The organism is Dongia sp. agr-C8, from assembly GCF_054658695.1.
The window spans coordinates 470,862-489,015 of record NZ_BAAGHZ010000005.1; the positions used below are offsets into that span (position 1 = coordinate 470,862).

Consider the following 18,154-nt stretch of genomic DNA (forward strand, 5'->3'; position numbering starts at 1 on the left):
CGTCGCCTCCGGTTATCCGCGCCCCGTCTTCAACCGCGATTGACGCGGTTGTCGATCAGGTCCTTCACCACGTTCGGATCGGCGAGCGTGGAGATGTCGCCAAGATTGCCATATTCGTTCTCGGCGATCTTGCGCAGGATGCGGCGCATGATCTTGCCGGAGCGGGTCTTCGGCAGGCCCGGGGCCCATTGCACCAGGTCCGGCGAGGCGATCGGGCCGATCTCCTTCCTGACCCATTGCACCAGTTCCTTGCGCAGGGCCTCGGTCGGTTCCTCGCCGGCCTTCAGGGTCACATAGGCGTAGATGCCCTGGCCCTTGATGTCGTGCGGGTAGCCGACCACGGCGGCCTCGGCGACCTTGGGATGCGCGACCAGGGCGCTTTCGACTTCCGCGGTGCCCATGCGATGGCCGGAGACGTTGATCACGTCATCGACCCGACCGGTGATCCAGTAGAAGCCGTCCTCGTCCCGCCTACAGCCATCTCCGGTGAAATAGCGGCCCTTGTAGGTGCTGAAATAGGTCTCGGCGAAGCGCTTGTGGTCGCCGTAGACCGTGCGCATCTGGCCCGGCCAGGAATCGGCGATGCAGAGATTGCCCTCGGTGGCGCCTTCCAGAACCTTGCCTTCGGCATCGACGATGATCGGCTGGATGCCGAACAGCGGCCTTGTCGCCGAGCCGGGCTTCAGCTTGGTGGCGCCGGGCAGCGGTGAGATCAGGATGCCGCCGGTTTCGGTCTGCCACCAGGTATCGACGATCGGGCAGTGATGCCGGCCCACCACGCGGTGATACCAGAGCCAGGCTTCCGGGTTGATCGGCTCGCCGACCGAGCCCAGCAGGCGCAGGCTCTTCAGGCTGCATTTCTGCACCGGCGCCTCGCCTTCCCGCATCAGCGCGCGGATCGCGGTCGGGGCGGTGTAGAAGATGTTGACCTGGTGCTTGTCGCAGACCTGCCAGAAGCGCGAAGCGTCGGGATAGTTCGGCACGCCCTCGAACATCAGGGTGGTGGCGCCGTTGGCGAGCGGACCGTAGACGATGTAGCTATGGCCGGTGACCCAGCCCACATCCGCCGTGCACCAGTAGATATCGCCGTCGTGATAGTCGAACACCAGCTGGTGGGTCAGCGCGGCATAGACCAGGTAGCCGCCGGTGGTGTGCAGCACGCCCTTCGGCTTGCCGGTGGAACCCGAGGTGTAGAGGATGAAGAGCGGGTCTTCCGCGTTCATCGGCTCGGGAGCGCAGTCCTTCGAGACCTTGGCCGTCTCCTCGTGGTACCAGAAGTCGCGGCCGCTCTGCATGGCGATATTGCCGCCGGTGCGCTTCACCACGATCGTGGTCTTGACCGTCGGGCAGGATTGCAGCGCCTGATCGACATTGGCCTTGAGCGGCACCTTCTTGCCGCCGCGCAGGCCTTCATCCGCGGTAATGACGAAGTTGGATTCGCAGTCTTGGATGCGGCCGGCGAGGCTGTCGGGCGAGAAGCCGCCGAACACCACCGAATGAATCGCGCCGATCCGCGCACAGGCCAGCAGTGCATAGGCGGCCTCGGGAATCATCGGCAGGTAGACGGTGACGCGGTCGCCCTTCTTCACCCCATGCGCTTTCATCACATTGGCGAGGCGGCAGACCTGCTCGTGCAACTCCGCATAGGTGATCTTTTTGTCGTCCTTGGGATCGTCGCCTTCCCAGATGATCGCGGTCTGGTTCGCCCGTTTGGCGAGATGACGATCGATGCAGTTCGCCGAGACGTTGAGAACGCCGTCGTAATACCAGCGGATGCGGATCTCCCCGGTGTAATCGACGTCCTTCACCTTGGTATAGGGCTTGATCCAGTCGAGGCGCTTGCCCTGCTCGGCCCAGAAGGCTTCCGGATCGCTGACGGAGAGCTTGTAGGCGTCCTCATACTGCCGGGCGTTCACCCAGGCCCGCTTCGCCCAATCCTCCGGCACCGGAAATTCGGTCTGATCGCTCATGCCTTTTGCTCCCCATTTCAGGCGCATGAAAGTTCGGCCTTTACGGCCGGTTGGATCGATTATCGACGGAAAAACTCAGGAATTACAAGCGGCGGCTGGCCCTGGCCTTAACGATTGCTCAACCACAAGCGCGCAACATCGCTGCGGGGAAATACGTAGCGACAATCCGTCGCCGCAGAAGGCGAGAGGCTCGAAGGTCACGTCATGAAGGTTCTTTCCATGGGTATCCGCGGCAAGATCGTGCTTGCCGGGATCATCGTCACCCTGCTCGGCATCGGCGGCGCCGGCGGGCTTGCGCTCTGGGGCGCGTTCGACGCGTCGCGGACCGAGGCCAACCGCAGCCTCCTGGCGATCTCCGAAGGCACCGCGCGCCAGGTCGGCGGCTTCATCCAGCCGGCGATCGACATCGCGCAGACCGTCGCCCGCACCGTCGAAGGCGGCCGCGCCAACGGCCTGCCGCGCACCGCGATCCGCGGCCTGGTCACCTCGGTGATCGGCGCCAACAAGCGTTTCGTCGGCGTGACCGTCGCCTTCGAGCCCGATGGCTATGACGGTAAGGATGCGGAGTTCAAAGGCGTGGCGCCGGAGCAGGACGAGGCCGGGCGCTATGTACCCTACTTCTTCAACATGAAGGACGGGACGGTCGGCGTCGAGAAGCTCATCATGACCGTCGAGGCCGGCATCGAAGGCTGGTATCTGACCCCGCTGAAGAACGCCCGCACCACCCTGACACCGCCCTATATCTATCCGGTCGAAGGGGTCGACGTGCTGATGGCCACCATCAGCGTGCCGATGCAGGCGGACGGCAAGGGCTTCGGCATCGCCACGGTCGACCTGCCGCTGACCAAGATGTCGGAGACCATCGCCGCCTTGAAGCCGTTCGGCACCGGGCAGGTGATGCTGATTGCCGACAACGGCACCTGGGCCATCAACCCGGATGCCGCGCGGATCGGCAAGACCGTCGGCAAAGATGGCGATGCTGACTTCGCCGGCGACGCCGCGGTGGCCAAGGCCTATCAGAGCTTCATGGACGCGAAGGCCGACCAGCCCACGGTCACGCTGGATGAGGCTTCCGGAACGTATTTCGTGCTGAGCCCGGTAACCTTCGACGGCCCGGCGGAGAAATGGACCATCGTCGTCTCCGTGCCCGAGGCCACCGTCCTGGCCGATGCGAAGCAGCTGGCCTGGACCATCCTGGCGGTGCTGGTCGCCGCGGCGGTGATCGCTGCCCTGGTCTTCGTCGTGATCGGGTCGCGGATCGCCAAGCCGATCGTCTCGCTCTCCAAGAACACCGCCGCGGTCGCCGCCGGCGACCTGCAGACCGTCGTCACCGGCGGCGACCGCCGCGACGAGATCGGCACCATGGCGCGCACGCTGGAGACCTTCAAGCAGAGCCTCGCCGAGAACCAGCGGCTGCAGACCGAGCAGCAGGAGATGCTGAAGCGCGGCTCCGAGGAACGCAAGAAGGCGCGCGACGATCTGGCAGCCAGCTTCGAGGCGGAGGTCTCGAAGTCGATCGGCGAGATGGCGACGACGACCCGGCACATGGCCACGTCGGCCGAGGCGATGTCCGCCGCGGCGCAGGACAACGTCCAGCGCAGCGGCGCGGTCGAGCACACCGCCGGCCAGGTCTCTGACAACGTGCAGTCGGTGGCGGCGGCGGTCGAAGAGCTCGCGGCCTCGATTCGGGAGATCAGCCAGCAGGTCAACAGTTCGAGTTCGGTCGCCAATTCCGCGGCCGACCGGGCGCGGGGCGCGGTGGAACGGGTCAATGCCCTGGTCTCCACGGCCGAGCAGATCGGCTCGGTCATCACCCTCATCAACGACATCGCCAGCCAAACCAACCTGCTCGCGCTCAACGCGACCATCGAGGCGGCGCGCGCCGGCGAGGCGGGCAAGGGCTTCGCGGTGGTGGCCAGCGAGGTGAAGAACCTTGCGATGCAGACCGCGAAGGCCACCGATGAGATCTCGACCCAGGTGCAGGCGATCCAGCAATCGACCGGCACCGCGGCGGCGGAGATTTCCGAGATCGCCAAGACTATCGAGCAGATCAACCAGATCGGAGGCACGGTGGCCGCGGCGGTGACCGAGCAGGAAGCCGCGACCGGCGAGATCAGCCGTGCGGTCACCCAGGCCGCCAGCGGCACCTCGGAGCTCCGCGGCAACATCCAGAGCGTCGCCGAGACCGCGCGCCGCAGCGGCCAGACCGCTTCCGACATGCAGAATGCCGTGAGCCTCGTCGGCCAGCGCTGCGACGAGCTGCAGGCCCGGGTAGACGATTTCCTGAAGCGCGTGCGCGCGGGGTAAGCGCGCACGTCGGTTCGTTCGAGTCTGCGGCACCCCCGCCCAACCCTCCCCCGAAGTCGGGGGAGGGCTTTCTTTTGTCTCCCTCCCCCATCTTTGGGGGAGGGCTGGGGTGGGGGTGCAACCGCTCCTAAACCAGCTTCTCCTTCCCCACCCGGTACCAATCGATGTTCCTGGTCACGATCATCGCGGCCAGCAGCGTCGCGAAGAGGGCGAGCGTACCGGCCAGCAAAGCGTAGTCATCCATCTGCAGGAGATCGTAGATATAGGCCTGCACCGCGGTGAGGATGACGGCGACCGCGTAGCCCAGTTTGCGGCTCATCGTGCGCCAGGCATACCAGGCGATCATCGCGATATCCGCCGCGCTGGCGATGACATAGGCGTGGAGGAAAGCGATATGCTCCGAGAGCGAGAGCAGCAGCAGATAGAAGAGGCAGAGCGCGCTGCCCACCATGAGATACTGGATCGGGTGCACGCGTTTTCCCCCTGAAGATTCTTTGGCGAACAGGCCGCTGATGAAGATGGTCGCGAAGGTGAGTGCGATCACCAGCACGCCATATTTCAGGATCCGGTCGGTCTGCTGATGCACATCGCCGGGCTCGACGAAGGCGACGCCGACGGTGTTGTTCCACAGCGTCTCCGGATTGGCCTCACCGAGCCGCCAGGTCGCGGGGAAGCCGCGGGTGAGCGCGCCCAGAGACCAGGTCGCGTCGAAGCCGGTCTCGGTGATGTTGCGTTCATCCGGCAGGGTTCGGCCGGCAAAGTCCGGATGCGGCCAATCCGACTTGAGCCTGACCCGCGTCACGTCGGCGATCGGCGCGAAGCGCAAGGCCGAGCTGCCGCGAAAGTCGATCGCAATTCTGAAGCCCAGCGGCTTCGCGAGATCAGAAGCGATGAATGGCACGGCCAAGGCGAGGCTGGAGGAAAGCCCGGCATCGCGCTGCAAGGCGTCCTCCGCGACCGGCGGCTGGTCGGCGACCGCAATGGTGATGCCGCGGATGGCGGAGGGATCGGCGATGCCGATCAGGAGCTTCGCGGCGCTCCAGTCGATCATGTCGGGCGCGACGTCGCCACGCGGCTTGGTGAGGCCGGTGAAGTCGCCGCTGAGCTGCGCGGTGCCGCCGTAGACCAGCGCCTCGTAGATGCTCTTGGCGCGGCGTTCGGCTTTCACCTCGGTCGCAATCTCCAGATGCTTGGGCAGGAAATAGAGCTGGCTGGTGCCGAGACGCGGCGTGCCGGACGCGGCGTCACCGGCTTCGCTGACATAGCGATAGGGGACGACCAGGATCGGCCCCAAGATGGTCTGCGGGCCGCCCCATTGGCTGGTGATCTCGGAATCGACCTCGAGCTTGCGATTCTCGCGCTCGTAGACCAGGCCCTCGATCATTTTCAGCGGGATGAGCAAGACCAGCATCAGCAGGCCGAGGAAGACGGCGCGCCTGGTCGCCTCGAAACCGGCGCTACCGAGTCCGAAGCGGCGATGCCAGGGTTGGCCGTTGGGTTGGCGCGGGGTTGCAGGCTCCTGACGCGGGATGTCAGGGTGTTGGTCGGTCATCGTTTTTCCCCTCTTGCTCGGGTCTGTCCCCAAGGGGCAGGTTGCGGGTCCAAGTCGTTCCGCGCGCGGCGGAACTGAGGCGAAACCGGGGAAAACCGGGTGCCGCATCATGACGGAGCTTTTGAAATGGCCAGCCAAGCCGAGAAAGCCGAGACCTTCCGCAAGCTGCATGCGAGCGGCACTTTCGTGATTCCCAACCCCTGGGACGTCGGTTCGGCGAAGCTGCTGGAAGCCTGGGGCGCCAAGGCGCTCGCCACCTCCAGCGCGGCCTTCGCCTTCACCCTTGGGAAACCGGATGGCGACAACGTCGTCAGCCGCGAAGAGACCCTGGCGAATTACGGCGCGATCGCCGCGGCGACCGATCTGCCGGTCAGCGCCGATTTGCAAGGCTGCTTCGGCCGTGACCCCAAAGTGGTGGCGGAGACCATCCGCCTCGCCGGTGAAGCGGGCTTGTGCGGCGGCTCGGTCGAGGATGCGGTCGGCGAGATCCTCGATCTCGGGCTTGCGCGGGAGCGCGTCGCGGCGGCGGCCGAAGCCGCACGCGCGATGAAGTTCCCCTTCACCTTGACCGCGCGGGCGGAGAACTTCCTCTGGGGCAAGAAGGATCTCGCCGACACGATCAAGCGGCTGCAGGCGTTCCAGGAAGCGGGCGCCGACGTGCTCTACGCACCGGGCCTTGCCACCGAGGCCGAGATCGCGAGCGTGCTGAAGTCGGTCGATCGCCCGATCAATGTGCTGGTCGGAATGGGCTCCAAGCCGCTGACCGTCGCGGACTTCACCCGTCTCGGCGCGCGACGCCTGAGCGTCGGAAGCAGCCTCTACACCGCGGCCATGGGCGCATTCCAGCACGCGGCCAGAACGCTGCTGGAGAAAGGCATCGTCGATTACGGCAAGCCGATGCCGTTCGGCGATCTGCAGAAGGCGTTTTCGAAGTAGGCGCTACCAAGCGCCGTCATGCCGGGACTTGGTCCCGGCATCCACGCCTTTCTATCGTGCGGCACCCAAGGCGTGGATCCCGGCGCCTAGCGCCGGGATGACGGCAAAGTCCGAGAACTACTGCTTTACCCCGCCCATCTTGCAGACCTGCTTCCACTCGGCAGCGGTCACCGGCTGCACCGAGAGGCGGGAGTTCTTCACCAGCACCATATCCTTCAGGGCCGGCGTCGCCTTGATCTCCTTCATCGAGACCGGGGTCGGCACCGCGGCCACGGGCTTCACCTCGACCATGCCGAACTTCTCCGTCTTGTCGGTTGGGTCGGGGTGGTATTCCTTGGCGATCTCCATGATGCCGACGATCTCGAGGCCCTCGTTGGAGTGATAGAAGAAGGCGCGGTCGCCCTTCTTCATCTTCTTCATGTTGGCCGAGGCCTGGAAGTTGCGCACGCCGGTCCAGCCGGTCTTGCCGTCCTTGTTGAGCTGTTGCCAGGAATAGGCGGAAGGCTCGGACTTCATCAGCCAGTATTGCATCGCGGCTTCTCCTATTTCGGGAAGACTTTCTTGACGCCGTGCACGGCGACCGACTGGAACAGGCCGGCCTTGGCGTAGGGATCGCCGGTCAGGAACTTGTCCATCTCGGCGCGGTCGGCGACCTCGAGCACCAGCAGGCTCCCGATCATCGTCTCGCCGTCGAGCAAGGGACCGGCAAAGAGCAGCTTGTCGTTATGCGAGGTCAGATACTCGACATGCTTCGGCCGGTTCGCCATGCGGATGTCGATGGCGCCGGGCTTGTCGAGGCAGTAGGCCATGAATTGCATTCTTGCGGTCTCCTTCGTTAAGCCTTCACGCCCGCGCCGCGCAGCGCGGGGGCGTCGTTGTCCAGCGGCCAGCGCGGGCGCGGGGCGAAATCCAGTGCGCTCGTCTCGCCGCGCTTCAGATGCTCGAGCCCGGTCCAGGCGATCATCGCGGCGTTGTCGGTGCAGAGCGCGATCGGCGGCGCGACCAGAGGCAGGTTGCCTTTCGCCGCGGTCTCGGCGAGACGCTTGCGCAGGCGCGCATTCGCCGCGACGCCGCCCGCCACCACCAGCGCGGTCATGCCGGGCGCCATGGCGATCGCGCGCTTCACCCGGTCGGCGATGGATTCGGTGACCGCGATCTCGAAACCCGCGGCGAGGTTGGCGACCATCGCGGGCGAGAGCGGACGTAGCGCCTCGACGCGCTGGCGCAAGGCGGTCTTCAAGCCGCTGAAGGAGAAGTTGCAGTCGGGCCGGCCCAGCATCGGGCGCGGCAGGTCGATCACCGGCGCGGCGGCGCCTTCGGCGGCGCGCTGGATCGCCGGGCCGCCGGGGTAGCCGAGGCCCAGCAGCTTCGCCGCCTTGTCGAAAGCCTCGCCGGCGGCGTCGTCGATGGTGGCGCCGAGCCGGCGATAGCTTCCAATGTCTTCCACCACCAGCAGCTGGCAATGGCCGCCTGAGACCAGCAGCAGCAGATAGGGAAAGGCGACGTCGTCGGAAAGCCGCGCGCTCAGAGCATGGCCTTCGAGATGGTTGACCGCGTAGAACGGCTTCTTGTGCACGGCGGCGATCGCCTTGGCCATGGTGACGCCGACGATGACGCCGCCGATCAGGCCCGGCCCGGCGGTCGCGGCGATGCCGTCGAGATCGGCGAAGCCGATTCCGGCCTGCTTCATCGTCGCCTCGATCAGCGGACCGAGATGCTCCAGATGGGCGCGGGCGGCGACTTCGGGCACCACCCCGCCATAGGGCTTGTGCTCGTCGAGCTGGGAGAACAAGGTCTCGGCCAGCACCCGGCGCTGGTCGTCGACCACGGCGGCGGCCGTTTCGTCGCAGCTCGATTCAATGCCCAGGACAATCATCGGGGTAGGATCATGCAGGCGTGATTTCCGAGCTTCCGGCGGAGGTTGCAATGCAGCGCCCCACCCGGCTAAAAGGACGCGAAATCCTGAAGAAAATGGGCGCGGCGCAGCAGTTATGGCGGTTTCCGGATCGAGTATCAACATCGGCACCCGCGGCAGCCCGCTGGCCCTGGCCCAGGCCGCGCTGACCAAGGCGGCGCTGCTGGCGGCGCATGCCGACCTCCGGCCCGAAAACGTCACCATCGTCCCGATCAAGACCACCGGCGACAAGGTCCAGGACCGGACCTTGAGCGAGATCGGGGGCAAGGGCCTGTTCACCAAGGAGATCGAGGAGGCATTGCTCGACGGCCGGATCGATCTGGCGGTCCATTCCATGAAGGACATGCCGACCTTCCTCCCCGCCGGCCTGGTGATCGCCGCGATGCTGGAGCGCGAGGACCCGCGCGACGTGCTGATCTCGCCGGTCGCCGACAGCATCGCGAACCTGCCCCGCGGCGCCATCGTCGGCACCGCCTCGTTGCGGCGGCAGGCGCAGCTGCTGGCGCTGCGGCCCGATCTGAAAGTCCAGCCATTGCGCGGCAATGTCGGCACGCGGCTCGACAAGCTCGCGCGCGGCGAGGCGGCGGCGACCTTGCTGGCGCTGGCCGGTCTCAAGCGACTCGGGCGGGCCGATGCGGCCACCGCGATTCTCTCGACCGACGACTTCCTCCCCGCCGTGGCCCAGGGCGCGATCGGGATCGAGATCCGAGAGAACGACCCGCGCGCCGCCGCTTTGGTGGCGCCACTCGACCACAAGCCGACCACCATCGCCGTGACCGCGGAGCGCGCCATGCTGGCGGTGCTCGACGGATCCTGCCGGACGCCGATCGCCGGTCATGCGGAAATTTTCGGAACCGCCCTGCGGCTCCGAGGATTGATTGCGCTTCCCGACGGCACCGAGTCGCATCGCACGGAAGACACCGGCAACGCGACGCTGGAAGGCGCTGCGGCGCTTGGCCGCGCGCGGGGCGAGAAGCTCAAGGCGCTGGCGGGGCCGCACTTCCTGGCTTAGGCTTCCGACTCAATACTCCGACCCGTCGGGGACAGAGGGCTACCATGCATGCATTGATCACCCGGCCGTTGGAAGATGCCAAGCCGCTGGCCGAGCTGCTGGCCGGCCGCGGCGTCGAATGCACGGTGGAGCCGTTGCTGGAGATCGCACCGCTGGCCGAGGCGGTGATCGATCTCGACGGCGTGCAGGCTTTGCTCTTCACCAGCGCCAATGGGGTGCGCGCCTTCGCCGCCAAGAGCTCGCGCCGCGACTTGAAGGTGCTGACCGTCGGTGACGGTTCCGCGACAACCGCCCGCGAGATGGGTTTCAGCGACGTGACCGCGGCCGGCGGCGATGTCGAGGCCTTGGCCGCCCTGGTCATCGCCAAGCTCGATCCCAAGGCCGGGCCGCTGTTCCATGGCGCGGCTTCGGTCCTGGCCGGCGATCTCCAGGGCAAGCTCGAAGCCGCGGGCTTCAGCTTGCGCCGGGCCGTACTCTACGAAGCCAAGACCGCGACCACGCTGACGCATGAGACGCGGATGAATCTGGCGCTGGGCGGCGTCGATATGGTGCTGCTGTTCTCGCCGCGCACCGCCCGCACCTTCGCCGAGCTTTGGCGCAAGGCCGATGCGCCGAGCCTGGGCAAGACCACCGCCCTCTGTTTGAGTGCCGCGGTCGCCCGCGAGATCGCCGATCTCGGCTGGCAGCGGATCGAGATCGCGGCGAGCCCGGAACAGCCCGCCATGCTCGCGCTGGTCGAGGCCGAGATCGAACGCCGCACGCCGCCGGTCGAGGTGCTGCCGTCCAAGGCCGAAGCCCCAAAGGAAGCGCCGCGCGTCGAGGAGACCATGCAGCAGAATTTCACGCCGCCGCCGCTCTACAACCCGCCGCCGCCCCGGCAGAAATCCGGCATCTTCGGCGGCGTCGTTGCCGGGCTGATCGCCGGCGCGGCCGCGGCCGCGGGGATGATCTACACCCAGCCCTATTGGCTTCCGCAGCAGCAAGCAGCGCCTGCGGCCGATCAAAGCGCGGAACTCGCCGCACTGCAGTCGAAGATCGATGCCTTGGCGCAAAGCGGCACCGGCAGCGGTGTCAGCCCCGAGGCGGTCAGCGCCGCGGTGAACGACGCCAAGGCGGCGATCGCGCAGGAGATCGCCGCGGCTTCCGACCGGATCGGCAAGTTGGAGCAGAGCGTCAACGCCCTGGCGCAGGCACCGGCCACCGCGACCCCGGCACTCGATCTGCAGCCGCTGCAGGACCGGATCGCAAAGCTGGAATCCGGCCTCGCCGACGTTTCACAGCAGGCGCAGGCGGCGCCGGGCACGCCGGCCGGTCCGGATCTTTCCGGCGATATCGCGGCGCTGAAAGCAGCGAATGATGCGCTGACCCAGCAATTGAACGCGGCGCGCGACGAGATCAAGGCGCTGCAAGCACAGCAGAGCGAACTCTCCGGCACCGTCGGCAAGATCGCGGCGCAGCCGGCCGGCGTCACGCCCGCCGAGCAGCGGCGCACAGCGGCGGTGGTGGCCTTGAGCGCGTTGCGCGGCGCCTTGCCGCTCGACAAGCCCTACGCCGTCAGCCTGAAGGCGGTGGACGATCTCGCCGCTGCCGATGCCGACCTCAAGGGCCAGCTTGCGCCGGCGCTCGATCCCTTGCGGTCGCTGGCCGCTGAGGGTGCGCCGACTCTCGCGCAATTGCAGGCGAGCCTGCCGACCAAAGCAATCGCCGACGCGGCCAATGCCGAAACGACCGCCGACGCGGTTGGCGCCGAACCGGGCTGGTCGGAGCGGCTGATCAACCGCCTTTCGGAAGCGGTCACCGTGCGCCCCGTGGGCGAGAATGCCGAAGGCGACGGGCCGCTGGCGCATCTGGCGCGCGGCGAAGCCAAGCTCAAGGCCGGCGATCTTGCCGGCGCAGTCGCCGAGATCGGCGCGCTGCAGGGCAAGGCGGCGGATGCCGCTGCATCATGGCTGAGCGGCGCAAAGGCGCGGCTGGCGCAGGACGAGGCGAGCACGGCGCTCGACCAGACCGCCACGGCGTTGCTGGCGCCCGCAACCGGACCGGAACAGTGAGCGCGCGGAAGCAATGACCCTCGGCCGCACCGTCTGGTTCTTCTTCAAGATCGCCGTTGTCGTCGCGGTCGCCGTCTGGCTGGCGGACCGGCCCGGCCATGTCTCGATCGAATGGCTCGGCTACAACATCGACCTCGCGGTCGGCACCGCGCTGGCGCTGCTGGTCGTCTTCATCCTGGTTCTCTATCTGCTCTGGCGGCTCTGGCATATCGTCACCCATGCGCCGACCGGCTTCGCGCTGTTCCGCCGCAACCGGCGCCAGGCCAAGGGCTTCAAGGCGCTGACCCGCGGCCTGGTCGCGGTCGCAGCGGGCGATGCGGCGGAGGCGAAGCGCCTGGCCCGCACCGCGCATGGCCTGCTGGATCATTCGCCGCTGACGCTGCTCTTGGCGGCGCAGGCGGCGCAGATGGAAGGCGACGAGCATGCCGCCGCGCGCTATTTCGAGGCACTGTCGAAGAATCCCGAGGCAGCGCTGCTCGGTTTGCGTGGCCTGACCACCGCGGCGCTGAAGCGCGGCGACGAGACGGCGGCCTTGACCCATGCCGAGGCGGCGCTGCAATCGCATCCCCATGCCGACTGGGCGGCGGAGACCGCGCATCGCCTGCAGGTGAAGCACGGCAAGCCGGCCGAGGAGAGTTTGAAGGCGCTGGTGCGGAGCGGCGTGATGACGGCGAAGGAAGGCCAGCATCGCCGTGCCGTGCTGCTCGCCGAGCGCGCGCGGCTGCATCTCTTGCCCGAGACCACCGATGCCGATCACGACGCCGGCCTGCGTTCGGCGCGCGAAGCACTGAAGCTCGACAGCGCGCTCATTCCCGCGCGGCTGATCCTGGTCAATCTGCTTCTGCGCCTCGGCAAGAAGCGCGAGGCGTTGAAGCTGATCGAGCAAGACTGGGAATCCAACCCGCATCCGCTGCTGGCCCGCGCCTATATCGAGGCCGAGCCCGGCGAGCGCCCCGCCGAGCGCATGAAGCGGCTGGAACGGCTGCAGCGGCAGAATCCGAATCACGCCGAGACGCATCGCGCCCTCGGCATGGCAGCGCTCGCCGCCGGACTCTGGGGCGATGCGCGCCGGCACCTGGAAAAGCTGGTCGCGGCCGAGCGTGCCGCCGACGGCCTGAGCTATGGCACCTGCCGCGCCATGGCGGCGCTGGAAGAGGGTGAGAGGCCGGATCCTCGGACCGCGTCCGCCGCTGTCCGGCAATGGCTGGACGCGGCGGCCGAGGCCCAGCCGGATCCCGCCTGGATCTGTTCGGTCTGCGGGCACCCCGGCGAAGCCGGACCCGCCTCCGGCCATTGGCAGGCGGTCTGCCCGCATTGCTCCGGCATCGACAGCTTTCGCTGGCAGCGCCCGGTCCTGCCCAGCGCCGGCATTCTGCTGGTCCCGGCGGCGGCAGCGGCGGCTGAGCCCGCCCCGGAGCCGCCGTTGCCCGAGGCCCCGGCGCCGCTCCCGGCTCCGGAAGTCTCGGTTCCGGCCGAGAAATCCACGCCGGAGCCGGGCCCGGCCGCGATCGAAAAACGGCTGGAAACCCAACTGGCTCCGTCGGTTGACGCCGCCCGGTTGATCAACTAGCTTCCGGCCGCGCCGCCGGGATTACACCCGGCCGGCCGCTCCTGGAGTGCCGTAGTAGCTCAGTGGTAGAGCATCCGCTTCGTAAGCGGGCGGTCGGGGGTTCAAATCCCTCCTACGGCACCACTTCCGCTCAGATCCGCGCCCCGCTCTTTTCGTCGAACAGGAACACCCGGTCCGGGCGGAACTTGAAGGCGATCGTGGTGTCGATCGCCTGGCGGAAGGCGCGGTCGACCTTGGCGACCACCAGTTGCTCACCGGCCCATGTCGTGACCAGGGTCTGGTCGCCGGTGGGCTCCACGGAATAGATCTTCGAAACCAGATTGCCCTGCTCGGGTGCAGCGATGTCCATGTCCTCCGGGCGGATGCCGAGGACGACATTCGGGCGCGACTGAATGCCGGGGATATGCAGCCGCGTGTCGGGACCGATGAAGGTGCCGCCGTCGATCGATCCCGGGATCAGGTTCATCGCCGGCGAGCCGATAAAGCCGGCGACGAAGAGATGGTTGGGGTTGTTGTAGATCTCGTCCGGCGTGCCGAGCTGCTGGATCTTGCCCTTGTTCATCACCGCCACGCGATCGGCCAGGGTCATCGCCTCGATCTGGTCGTGGGTCACGTAGATCGTGGTGATCTCGAGCTCGCGCTGGATATGCTTCAGCTGCGCGCGCATGGTGAGGCGCAGCTTGGCGTCCAAGTTCGATAGCGGCTCGTCCATCAGGAAGACCTGCGGGTGGCGCACGATGGCGCGCGCCAGCGCCGCGCGCTGGCGCTGGCCACCGGAGAGGGCGCGCGGCTTGCGGTCGAGATAGTCGCCGAGCTCGACCATGGCCGCCGCCTTGCGCACCAGGCCGTCGTGCTCGGACTGCGGAATCTGCCGCATCCGCAAGGGGAAGCGGATGTTCTCGTAGATCGACATGTTGGGATAGAGCGCGTAGCTCTGGAACACCATGGCGACGTCGCGGTCCCGGGCATCGACGTCGTTCACCAGCTCGCCGTTGATCTGGATCTCGCCCGCCGTGGGCTCCTCGAGCCCGGCTATCATCCGCATGGTCGTGGTCTTGCCGCAGCCCGACGGCCCCAGGAACACCATGAACTCGCGGTCGCGGATCTCGAGATCGACCGCATCGACGCCGATGAAGCTGCCCCACGCCTTGGTGACGGCGCGCAAGCTGATCTGGGCCATGAAACTCTCCGTTCTCCCCGCTCCCAGGCCTCAACCCACGGTCCTTGGCTTCTTGTCGGCCGAACTCTGCGTCGCGGGGTGCCGGCCCGCAAGATCGCAAGATCGGCACAGAAATGCAACACTTAGACATGATCTATACGTTTTGTGCCCACTCCAGACACCAAGAAGGGCGGACCTGCAGCCGCCGGCCAAGCCCCGCATGCCCGATTCAGTCGCGTTCTGCCGCCGTTTTCGCGCCTGCGAGAGGTACTATCACTTATTGACTCACAAACTCATAAATGTATCTAATTGAGGCAGAACAAGTCAGGGAGGGTCGTATGCCCGCAAACAAGATTGGGCCGGCCAGCGGATTGGCCGTGGATCTGGAGCGCCGCCTCGGCCAGGCCAAGGCGCCGATCCGGATCGGCCTGGTCGGGTCCGGCGAGATGGGCACCGACATCGTGACGCAATGCGACCACATGACCGGCATCACCGTCGCCGCCATCGCCGAGATCAACCTCGGCGCGGCGAAGCGCGCGCTGGAGATCGCCGGAAGGCCGCCGGAGAGCTACGCGCTGGTCGAGACCGCCGCCGATTTCGACAAGGCGCTCGCCGCCGGCAAGACCGCGATCACCCAGGACGCGCAGCTGGTCTGCCGCAACGAGCGGATCGACGTGGTGATCGACGCAACAGGGAAACCGGCGGTCGGCGCCGAAATCGGCCTCACCGCCATGGAGCACGGCAAGCACCTGGTCATGATGAATGTCGAGGCCGACGTAACCATCGGCACCTATCTCGCCGCCGAGGCGCGGCGGATGGGCGTGGTCTACACCTTGGGCGCCGGCGACGAGCCCAGCTCTTGCATGGAGCTGGTCAATTTCGTGACCGGGCTCGGCTATCCGATCGTCGCCGCCGGCAAGGGCAAAAACAACCCGCTGAACATCGCGGCGACGCCCGACCAGTATATGGACGAGGCCAAGCGCCGGAACATGAACCCGCGCATGCTGGTCGAGTTCGTCGATGGCTCGAAGACCATGGTCGAGATGGCGGCGATCGCCAACGCCACCGGTCTCGTCCCCGACTGCCCCGGCATGCACGGACCGGCGGCCACGCTGGATCAGCTCGAGAAGGTGCTCTGCCCGGTCGGCGACGGCGGCGTGCTCTCGAAGAAGGGCGTGGTCGATTACTCGATCGGCAAGGGCGTCGCCCCCGGCGTCTTCGTGGTCGCGGAGATGGCGCATCCCAGGCTGCGCGAGCGGATGCATGACCTGAAGCTCGGCGCCGGCCCCTACTACACTTTCTACCGCCCCTATCACCTGACCAGCCTGGAAGTGCCGCTCTCCTGCGCCCGCGCCGTGCTCTACGGCACGGCGGACATGGTGCCGCTCAGCCGGCCCAGCGCCGAGGTCTGCGCGGTGGCGAAGAAGGATCTCAGCGTCGGCGACAAGCTGGACGCGATCGGCGAATACACCTACCGCGCCTGGATCATGACCTATGGCGAGGCGCAGAAGGCCAAGGCCGTGCCTTGCGGTTTGCTCGAGAAGGGCAAGGTCACCAAGGCGATCAAGCAGGGCGAGTTGCTGACCTATGCGAATTGCTCCGTCGATGCGACCGCCGGCATCGTGAAGCTCCGCAAGCGCCAGGACGAATTGCTGGCAGCGGTTCCGGCATGAACCTCCAGCGCCGTGACGCCGATCAGAGCAACGACCGGCCGTTCTACCGCCATTTCGCGCCCGAGGCGCTGAAGGATGCGCTGCGGCGGATGTACCTGATCCGGCGCTTCGAGGAGGGTGCCGAAGACTCCTACATGCGCGGCCTGATCCACGGCACGATGCATCTCTCGATCGGGCAGGAGGCCTCCGCGGTCGGATCCTGCATGCATTTGCGCAAGACCGATTACATCACCTCGACCCATCGCGGCCACGGCCATTGCATCGCCAAGGGCGCCGATCCGAAGCTGATGTTCGCCGAGTTCTTCGGCAAGGAAGAGGGCTATTGCCGCGGCCGCGGCGGCTCGATGCATATCGCCGATGTCGAGAGCGGCAATCTCGGCGCCAACGGCATCGTCGCCGGCGGGATTCCCATCGCCGTGGGCGCGGCACTCGCGATCAGGAAACAGAAGCGCGACGACGTCGCCATCTCCTTCTTCGGCGACGGCGCCTCCAACGAGGGCGCGTTCCACGAGGCGCTGAACATGGCGGCGATCTGGAAGCTGCCGGTGATCTTCCTCTGCGAGAACAACAAATACGGCATGTCGGTCTCGACCGAGCGCTCGATGGCGGTGGAGCATGTCGCCGACCGCGCCGCCGGCTATCGCATGCCGGGCGTGATCGTCGACGGCAACCGGATCGAGGACGTCTCGGAAGCGGTGATGGAAGCGACCGCGCGCGCCCGCGCCGGGGACGGCCCGACCCTGATCGAATGCAAGACCTATCGGATCCGCGGCCATTCCAAGAGCGACCGCAACCGCTATCGCAGCAAGGAAGAGATCGAGGCCTGGCAGGCCCGGGACCCGATCCGGCATTTCGAGCTCGAGCTGATCGCGCGCCGAATCCTTACCGAGAACGGCGTTGACGAGATCCGCGCTGCCGCCGAGCAGGAGATCGCCGAAGCGATCGACTTCGCCCGCACCGGCACCGACCCCGATCCCACCGAAGTCACGCGCGACGTCTACACCGCATGAACGCCCCCGTATCACGCGAACTGACCTATTCCCAGGCGATCCAGGAAGCGCTGGCCCAGGCCATGGATGCCGATCCCAGCGTCTTCCTGATGGGCGAGGATATCGGCGTTTATGGCGGCGCCTTCCAGGTGACCGGCGACCTGGTGCACCGCTATGGCGAGGACCGGGTGATGGACACGCCGATCGCCGAATTGGGCGCCGCCGGCGTCGCGGTCGGCGCGGCGCTCGCCGGATGCAAGCCGGTCTTCGAGTTCCAGTTCTCGGATTTCTCCGCCCTGGCACTCGAGCAGATCGTCAACCAGGCGGCCAAGATCCGCTTCATGCTGGGCGGCAAGATCTCGGTGCCGCTGGTGATGCGCTTCCCGGCGGGCTCGGGCACGGGCGCCGCCGCGCAGCACAGCCAGTCGCTGGAGGCCTGGCTCGCGCATGTGCCGGGCCTCAAGGTGGTGCAGCCTTCGACGCCCTATGACATCAAAGGCATGCTGCTCAGCGCGATCGACGATCCCGACCCGGTCATGGTCTTCGAGCACAAGCTGCTCTACAAGATGAAGGGCGAGGTGCCGGCCGAGCCCTACCGCGTGCCGATCGGCAAGGCCGTGGTGCGGCGCGCGGGTACCAGCATCTCCATCGTCGCCACCTCGATCATGGTGCACCGGGCGCTGGAAGCGGCCGAGATCCTGAGCGGCGAGGGCATCGACGCGGAAGTCATCGATCTGCGCACGCTGCGGCCGATCGACCGCGAGACGATCATCGAGAGCGTGAAGAAGACCGGCCGCCTCGCTTGCGTCTATGAGGGCGTGAAAACGCTGGGCATGGGTGCTGAGATCAGCGCCCTGATCGCCGAGAGCGAGGCCTTCGACTATCTCGACGCGCCGATCCTCAGGCTCGGCGGCGCCGAGGCGCCCATCCCGTACAACCCGGTGCTGGAGAAGGCCGCCGTGCCGCAGACCGACCTCATCGTCGCGCGGGTGCGCGAGCTGATGCAGGGCCGGATCTGAG

The 18,154-nt window shown here is 66.9% G+C and carries 14 protein-coding genes and 1 tRNA gene; 9 read left to right on the plus strand and 6 right to left on the minus strand.

The window, feature by feature from the left end; genetic code table 11:
• Positions 1 to 29: 29 nt before the first annotated feature.
• Entirely contained in the window at positions 30 to 1,970 is a 1,941-nt protein-coding gene (acs, locus tag ACYQ4T_RS26510) for an acetate--CoA ligase (RefSeq protein ID WP_459859647.1), read from the minus strand.
• Positions 1,971 to 2,174: 204 nt separating this feature from the next.
• Here acs and ACYQ4T_RS26515 point away from each other — a divergent pair, with 204 nt between their 5' ends.
• Positions 2,175 to 4,277: a methyl-accepting chemotaxis protein gene (locus ACYQ4T_RS26515; RefSeq protein ID WP_459859648.1), complete on the plus strand. Its 2,103-nt coding sequence runs from the start codon at positions 2,175 to 2,177 to the stop codon at positions 4,275 to 4,277.
• 127 nt (positions 4,278 to 4,404) lie between these two features.
• Here ACYQ4T_RS26515 and creD read toward each other — a convergent pair whose 3' ends face one another.
• Positions 4,405 to 5,829, minus strand: a complete 1,425-nt coding sequence (gene creD / locus ACYQ4T_RS26520) for a cell envelope integrity protein CreD (RefSeq protein WP_459859649.1) — start codon at positions 5,827 to 5,829, stop codon at positions 4,405 to 4,407.
• 126 nt (positions 5,830 to 5,955) lie between these two features.
• Between creD and ACYQ4T_RS26525 the strand changes: the two genes are divergently transcribed.
• Entirely contained in the window at positions 5,956 to 6,765 is an 810-nt protein-coding gene (locus ACYQ4T_RS26525) for an isocitrate lyase/PEP mutase family protein (RefSeq protein WP_459859650.1), read from the plus strand.
• A 117-nt stretch (positions 6,766 to 6,882) separates the two neighbouring features.
• Here ACYQ4T_RS26525 and ACYQ4T_RS26530 read toward each other — a convergent pair whose 3' ends face one another.
• Genes ACYQ4T_RS26530 through tsaD form a run of 3 tightly spaced genes read right to left on the minus strand, consistent with a single transcriptional unit; the run spans position 6,883 to position 8,641 of the window.
• Positions 6,883 to 7,296: an EVE domain-containing protein gene (locus tag ACYQ4T_RS26530; protein ID WP_459859651.1), complete on the minus strand. Its 414-nt coding sequence runs from the start codon at positions 7,294 to 7,296 to the stop codon at positions 6,883 to 6,885.
• Between the two features lie 11 nt (positions 7,297 to 7,307).
• Positions 7,308 to 7,583, minus strand: a complete 276-nt coding sequence (locus ACYQ4T_RS26535) for a YciI family protein (protein ID WP_459859652.1) — start codon at positions 7,581 to 7,583, stop codon at positions 7,308 to 7,310.
• Positions 7,584 to 7,600: 17 nt separating this feature from the next.
• Positions 7,601 to 8,641 (minus strand): tRNA (adenosine(37)-N6)-threonylcarbamoyltransferase complex transferase subunit TsaD, encoded by a 1,041-nt coding sequence (gene tsaD / locus ACYQ4T_RS26540; RefSeq protein ID WP_459859654.1) that lies wholly within the window; start codon positions 8,639 to 8,641, stop codon positions 7,601 to 7,603.
• A 115-nt stretch (positions 8,642 to 8,756) separates the two neighbouring features.
• Here tsaD and hemC point away from each other — a divergent pair, with 115 nt between their 5' ends.
• From hemC to ACYQ4T_RS26560, 4 genes are all read left to right on the plus strand, one after another.
• Positions 8,757 to 9,692, plus strand: a complete 936-nt coding sequence (gene hemC, locus ACYQ4T_RS26545) for a hydroxymethylbilane synthase (protein WP_459859655.1) — start codon at positions 8,757 to 8,759, stop codon at positions 9,690 to 9,692.
• 44 nt (positions 9,693 to 9,736) lie between these two features.
• The gene (locus ACYQ4T_RS26550; RefSeq protein ID WP_459859656.1) at positions 9,737 to 11,743 is read left to right on the plus strand and encodes a uroporphyrinogen-III synthase; all 2,007 of its coding nucleotides are present in this window, start codon (positions 9,737 to 9,739) and stop codon (positions 11,741 to 11,743) included.
• A gap of 13 nt (positions 11,744 to 11,756) precedes the next feature.
• A complete protein-coding gene (locus ACYQ4T_RS26555; RefSeq protein WP_459859657.1) occupies positions 11,757 to 13,313 on the plus strand; it encodes a heme biosynthesis HemY N-terminal domain-containing protein in 1,557 nt (518 codons plus the stop codon).
• Positions 13,314 to 13,361: 48 nt separating this feature from the next.
• A tRNA-Thr gene (locus tag ACYQ4T_RS26560) sits at positions 13,362 to 13,436 on the plus strand.
• A 7-nt stretch (positions 13,437 to 13,443) separates the two neighbouring features.
• Here the strand turns inward: ACYQ4T_RS26560 and ACYQ4T_RS26565 are convergent.
• Complete coding sequence (locus ACYQ4T_RS26565; protein ID WP_459859658.1) at positions 13,444 to 14,493, minus strand: ABC transporter ATP-binding protein; 1,050 nt, start codon at positions 14,491 to 14,493, stop codon at positions 13,444 to 13,446.
• Between the two features lie 317 nt (positions 14,494 to 14,810).
• On the opposite strand from ACYQ4T_RS26565, the gene ACYQ4T_RS26570 reads away from it, so the two are divergent.
• Genes ACYQ4T_RS26570 through ACYQ4T_RS26580 form a run of 3 tightly spaced genes read left to right on the plus strand, consistent with a single transcriptional unit; the run spans position 14,811 to position 18,153 of the window.
• On the plus strand, positions 14,811 to 16,145 hold the full coding sequence (locus ACYQ4T_RS26570; protein ID WP_459859659.1) for an NAD(P)H-dependent oxidoreductase: 1,335 nt from the start codon (positions 14,811 to 14,813) through the stop codon (positions 16,143 to 16,145).
• Positions 16,142 to 17,155 carry a thiamine pyrophosphate-dependent dehydrogenase E1 component subunit alpha gene (locus tag ACYQ4T_RS26575; RefSeq protein ID WP_459859660.1) on the plus strand — a complete coding sequence of 338 codons (1,014 nt, stop codon included), beginning with the start codon at positions 16,142 to 16,144 and terminating at the stop codon, positions 17,153 to 17,155. The genes ACYQ4T_RS26570 and ACYQ4T_RS26575 overlap by 4 nt, the downstream gene beginning before the upstream one ends.
• Entirely contained in the window at positions 17,152 to 18,153 is a 1,002-nt protein-coding gene (locus tag ACYQ4T_RS26580; RefSeq protein WP_459859661.1) for an alpha-ketoacid dehydrogenase subunit beta, read from the plus strand. Before ACYQ4T_RS26575 ends, ACYQ4T_RS26580 begins: the two co-directional genes overlap by 4 nt.
• Position 18,154 lies beyond the last annotated feature (1 nt).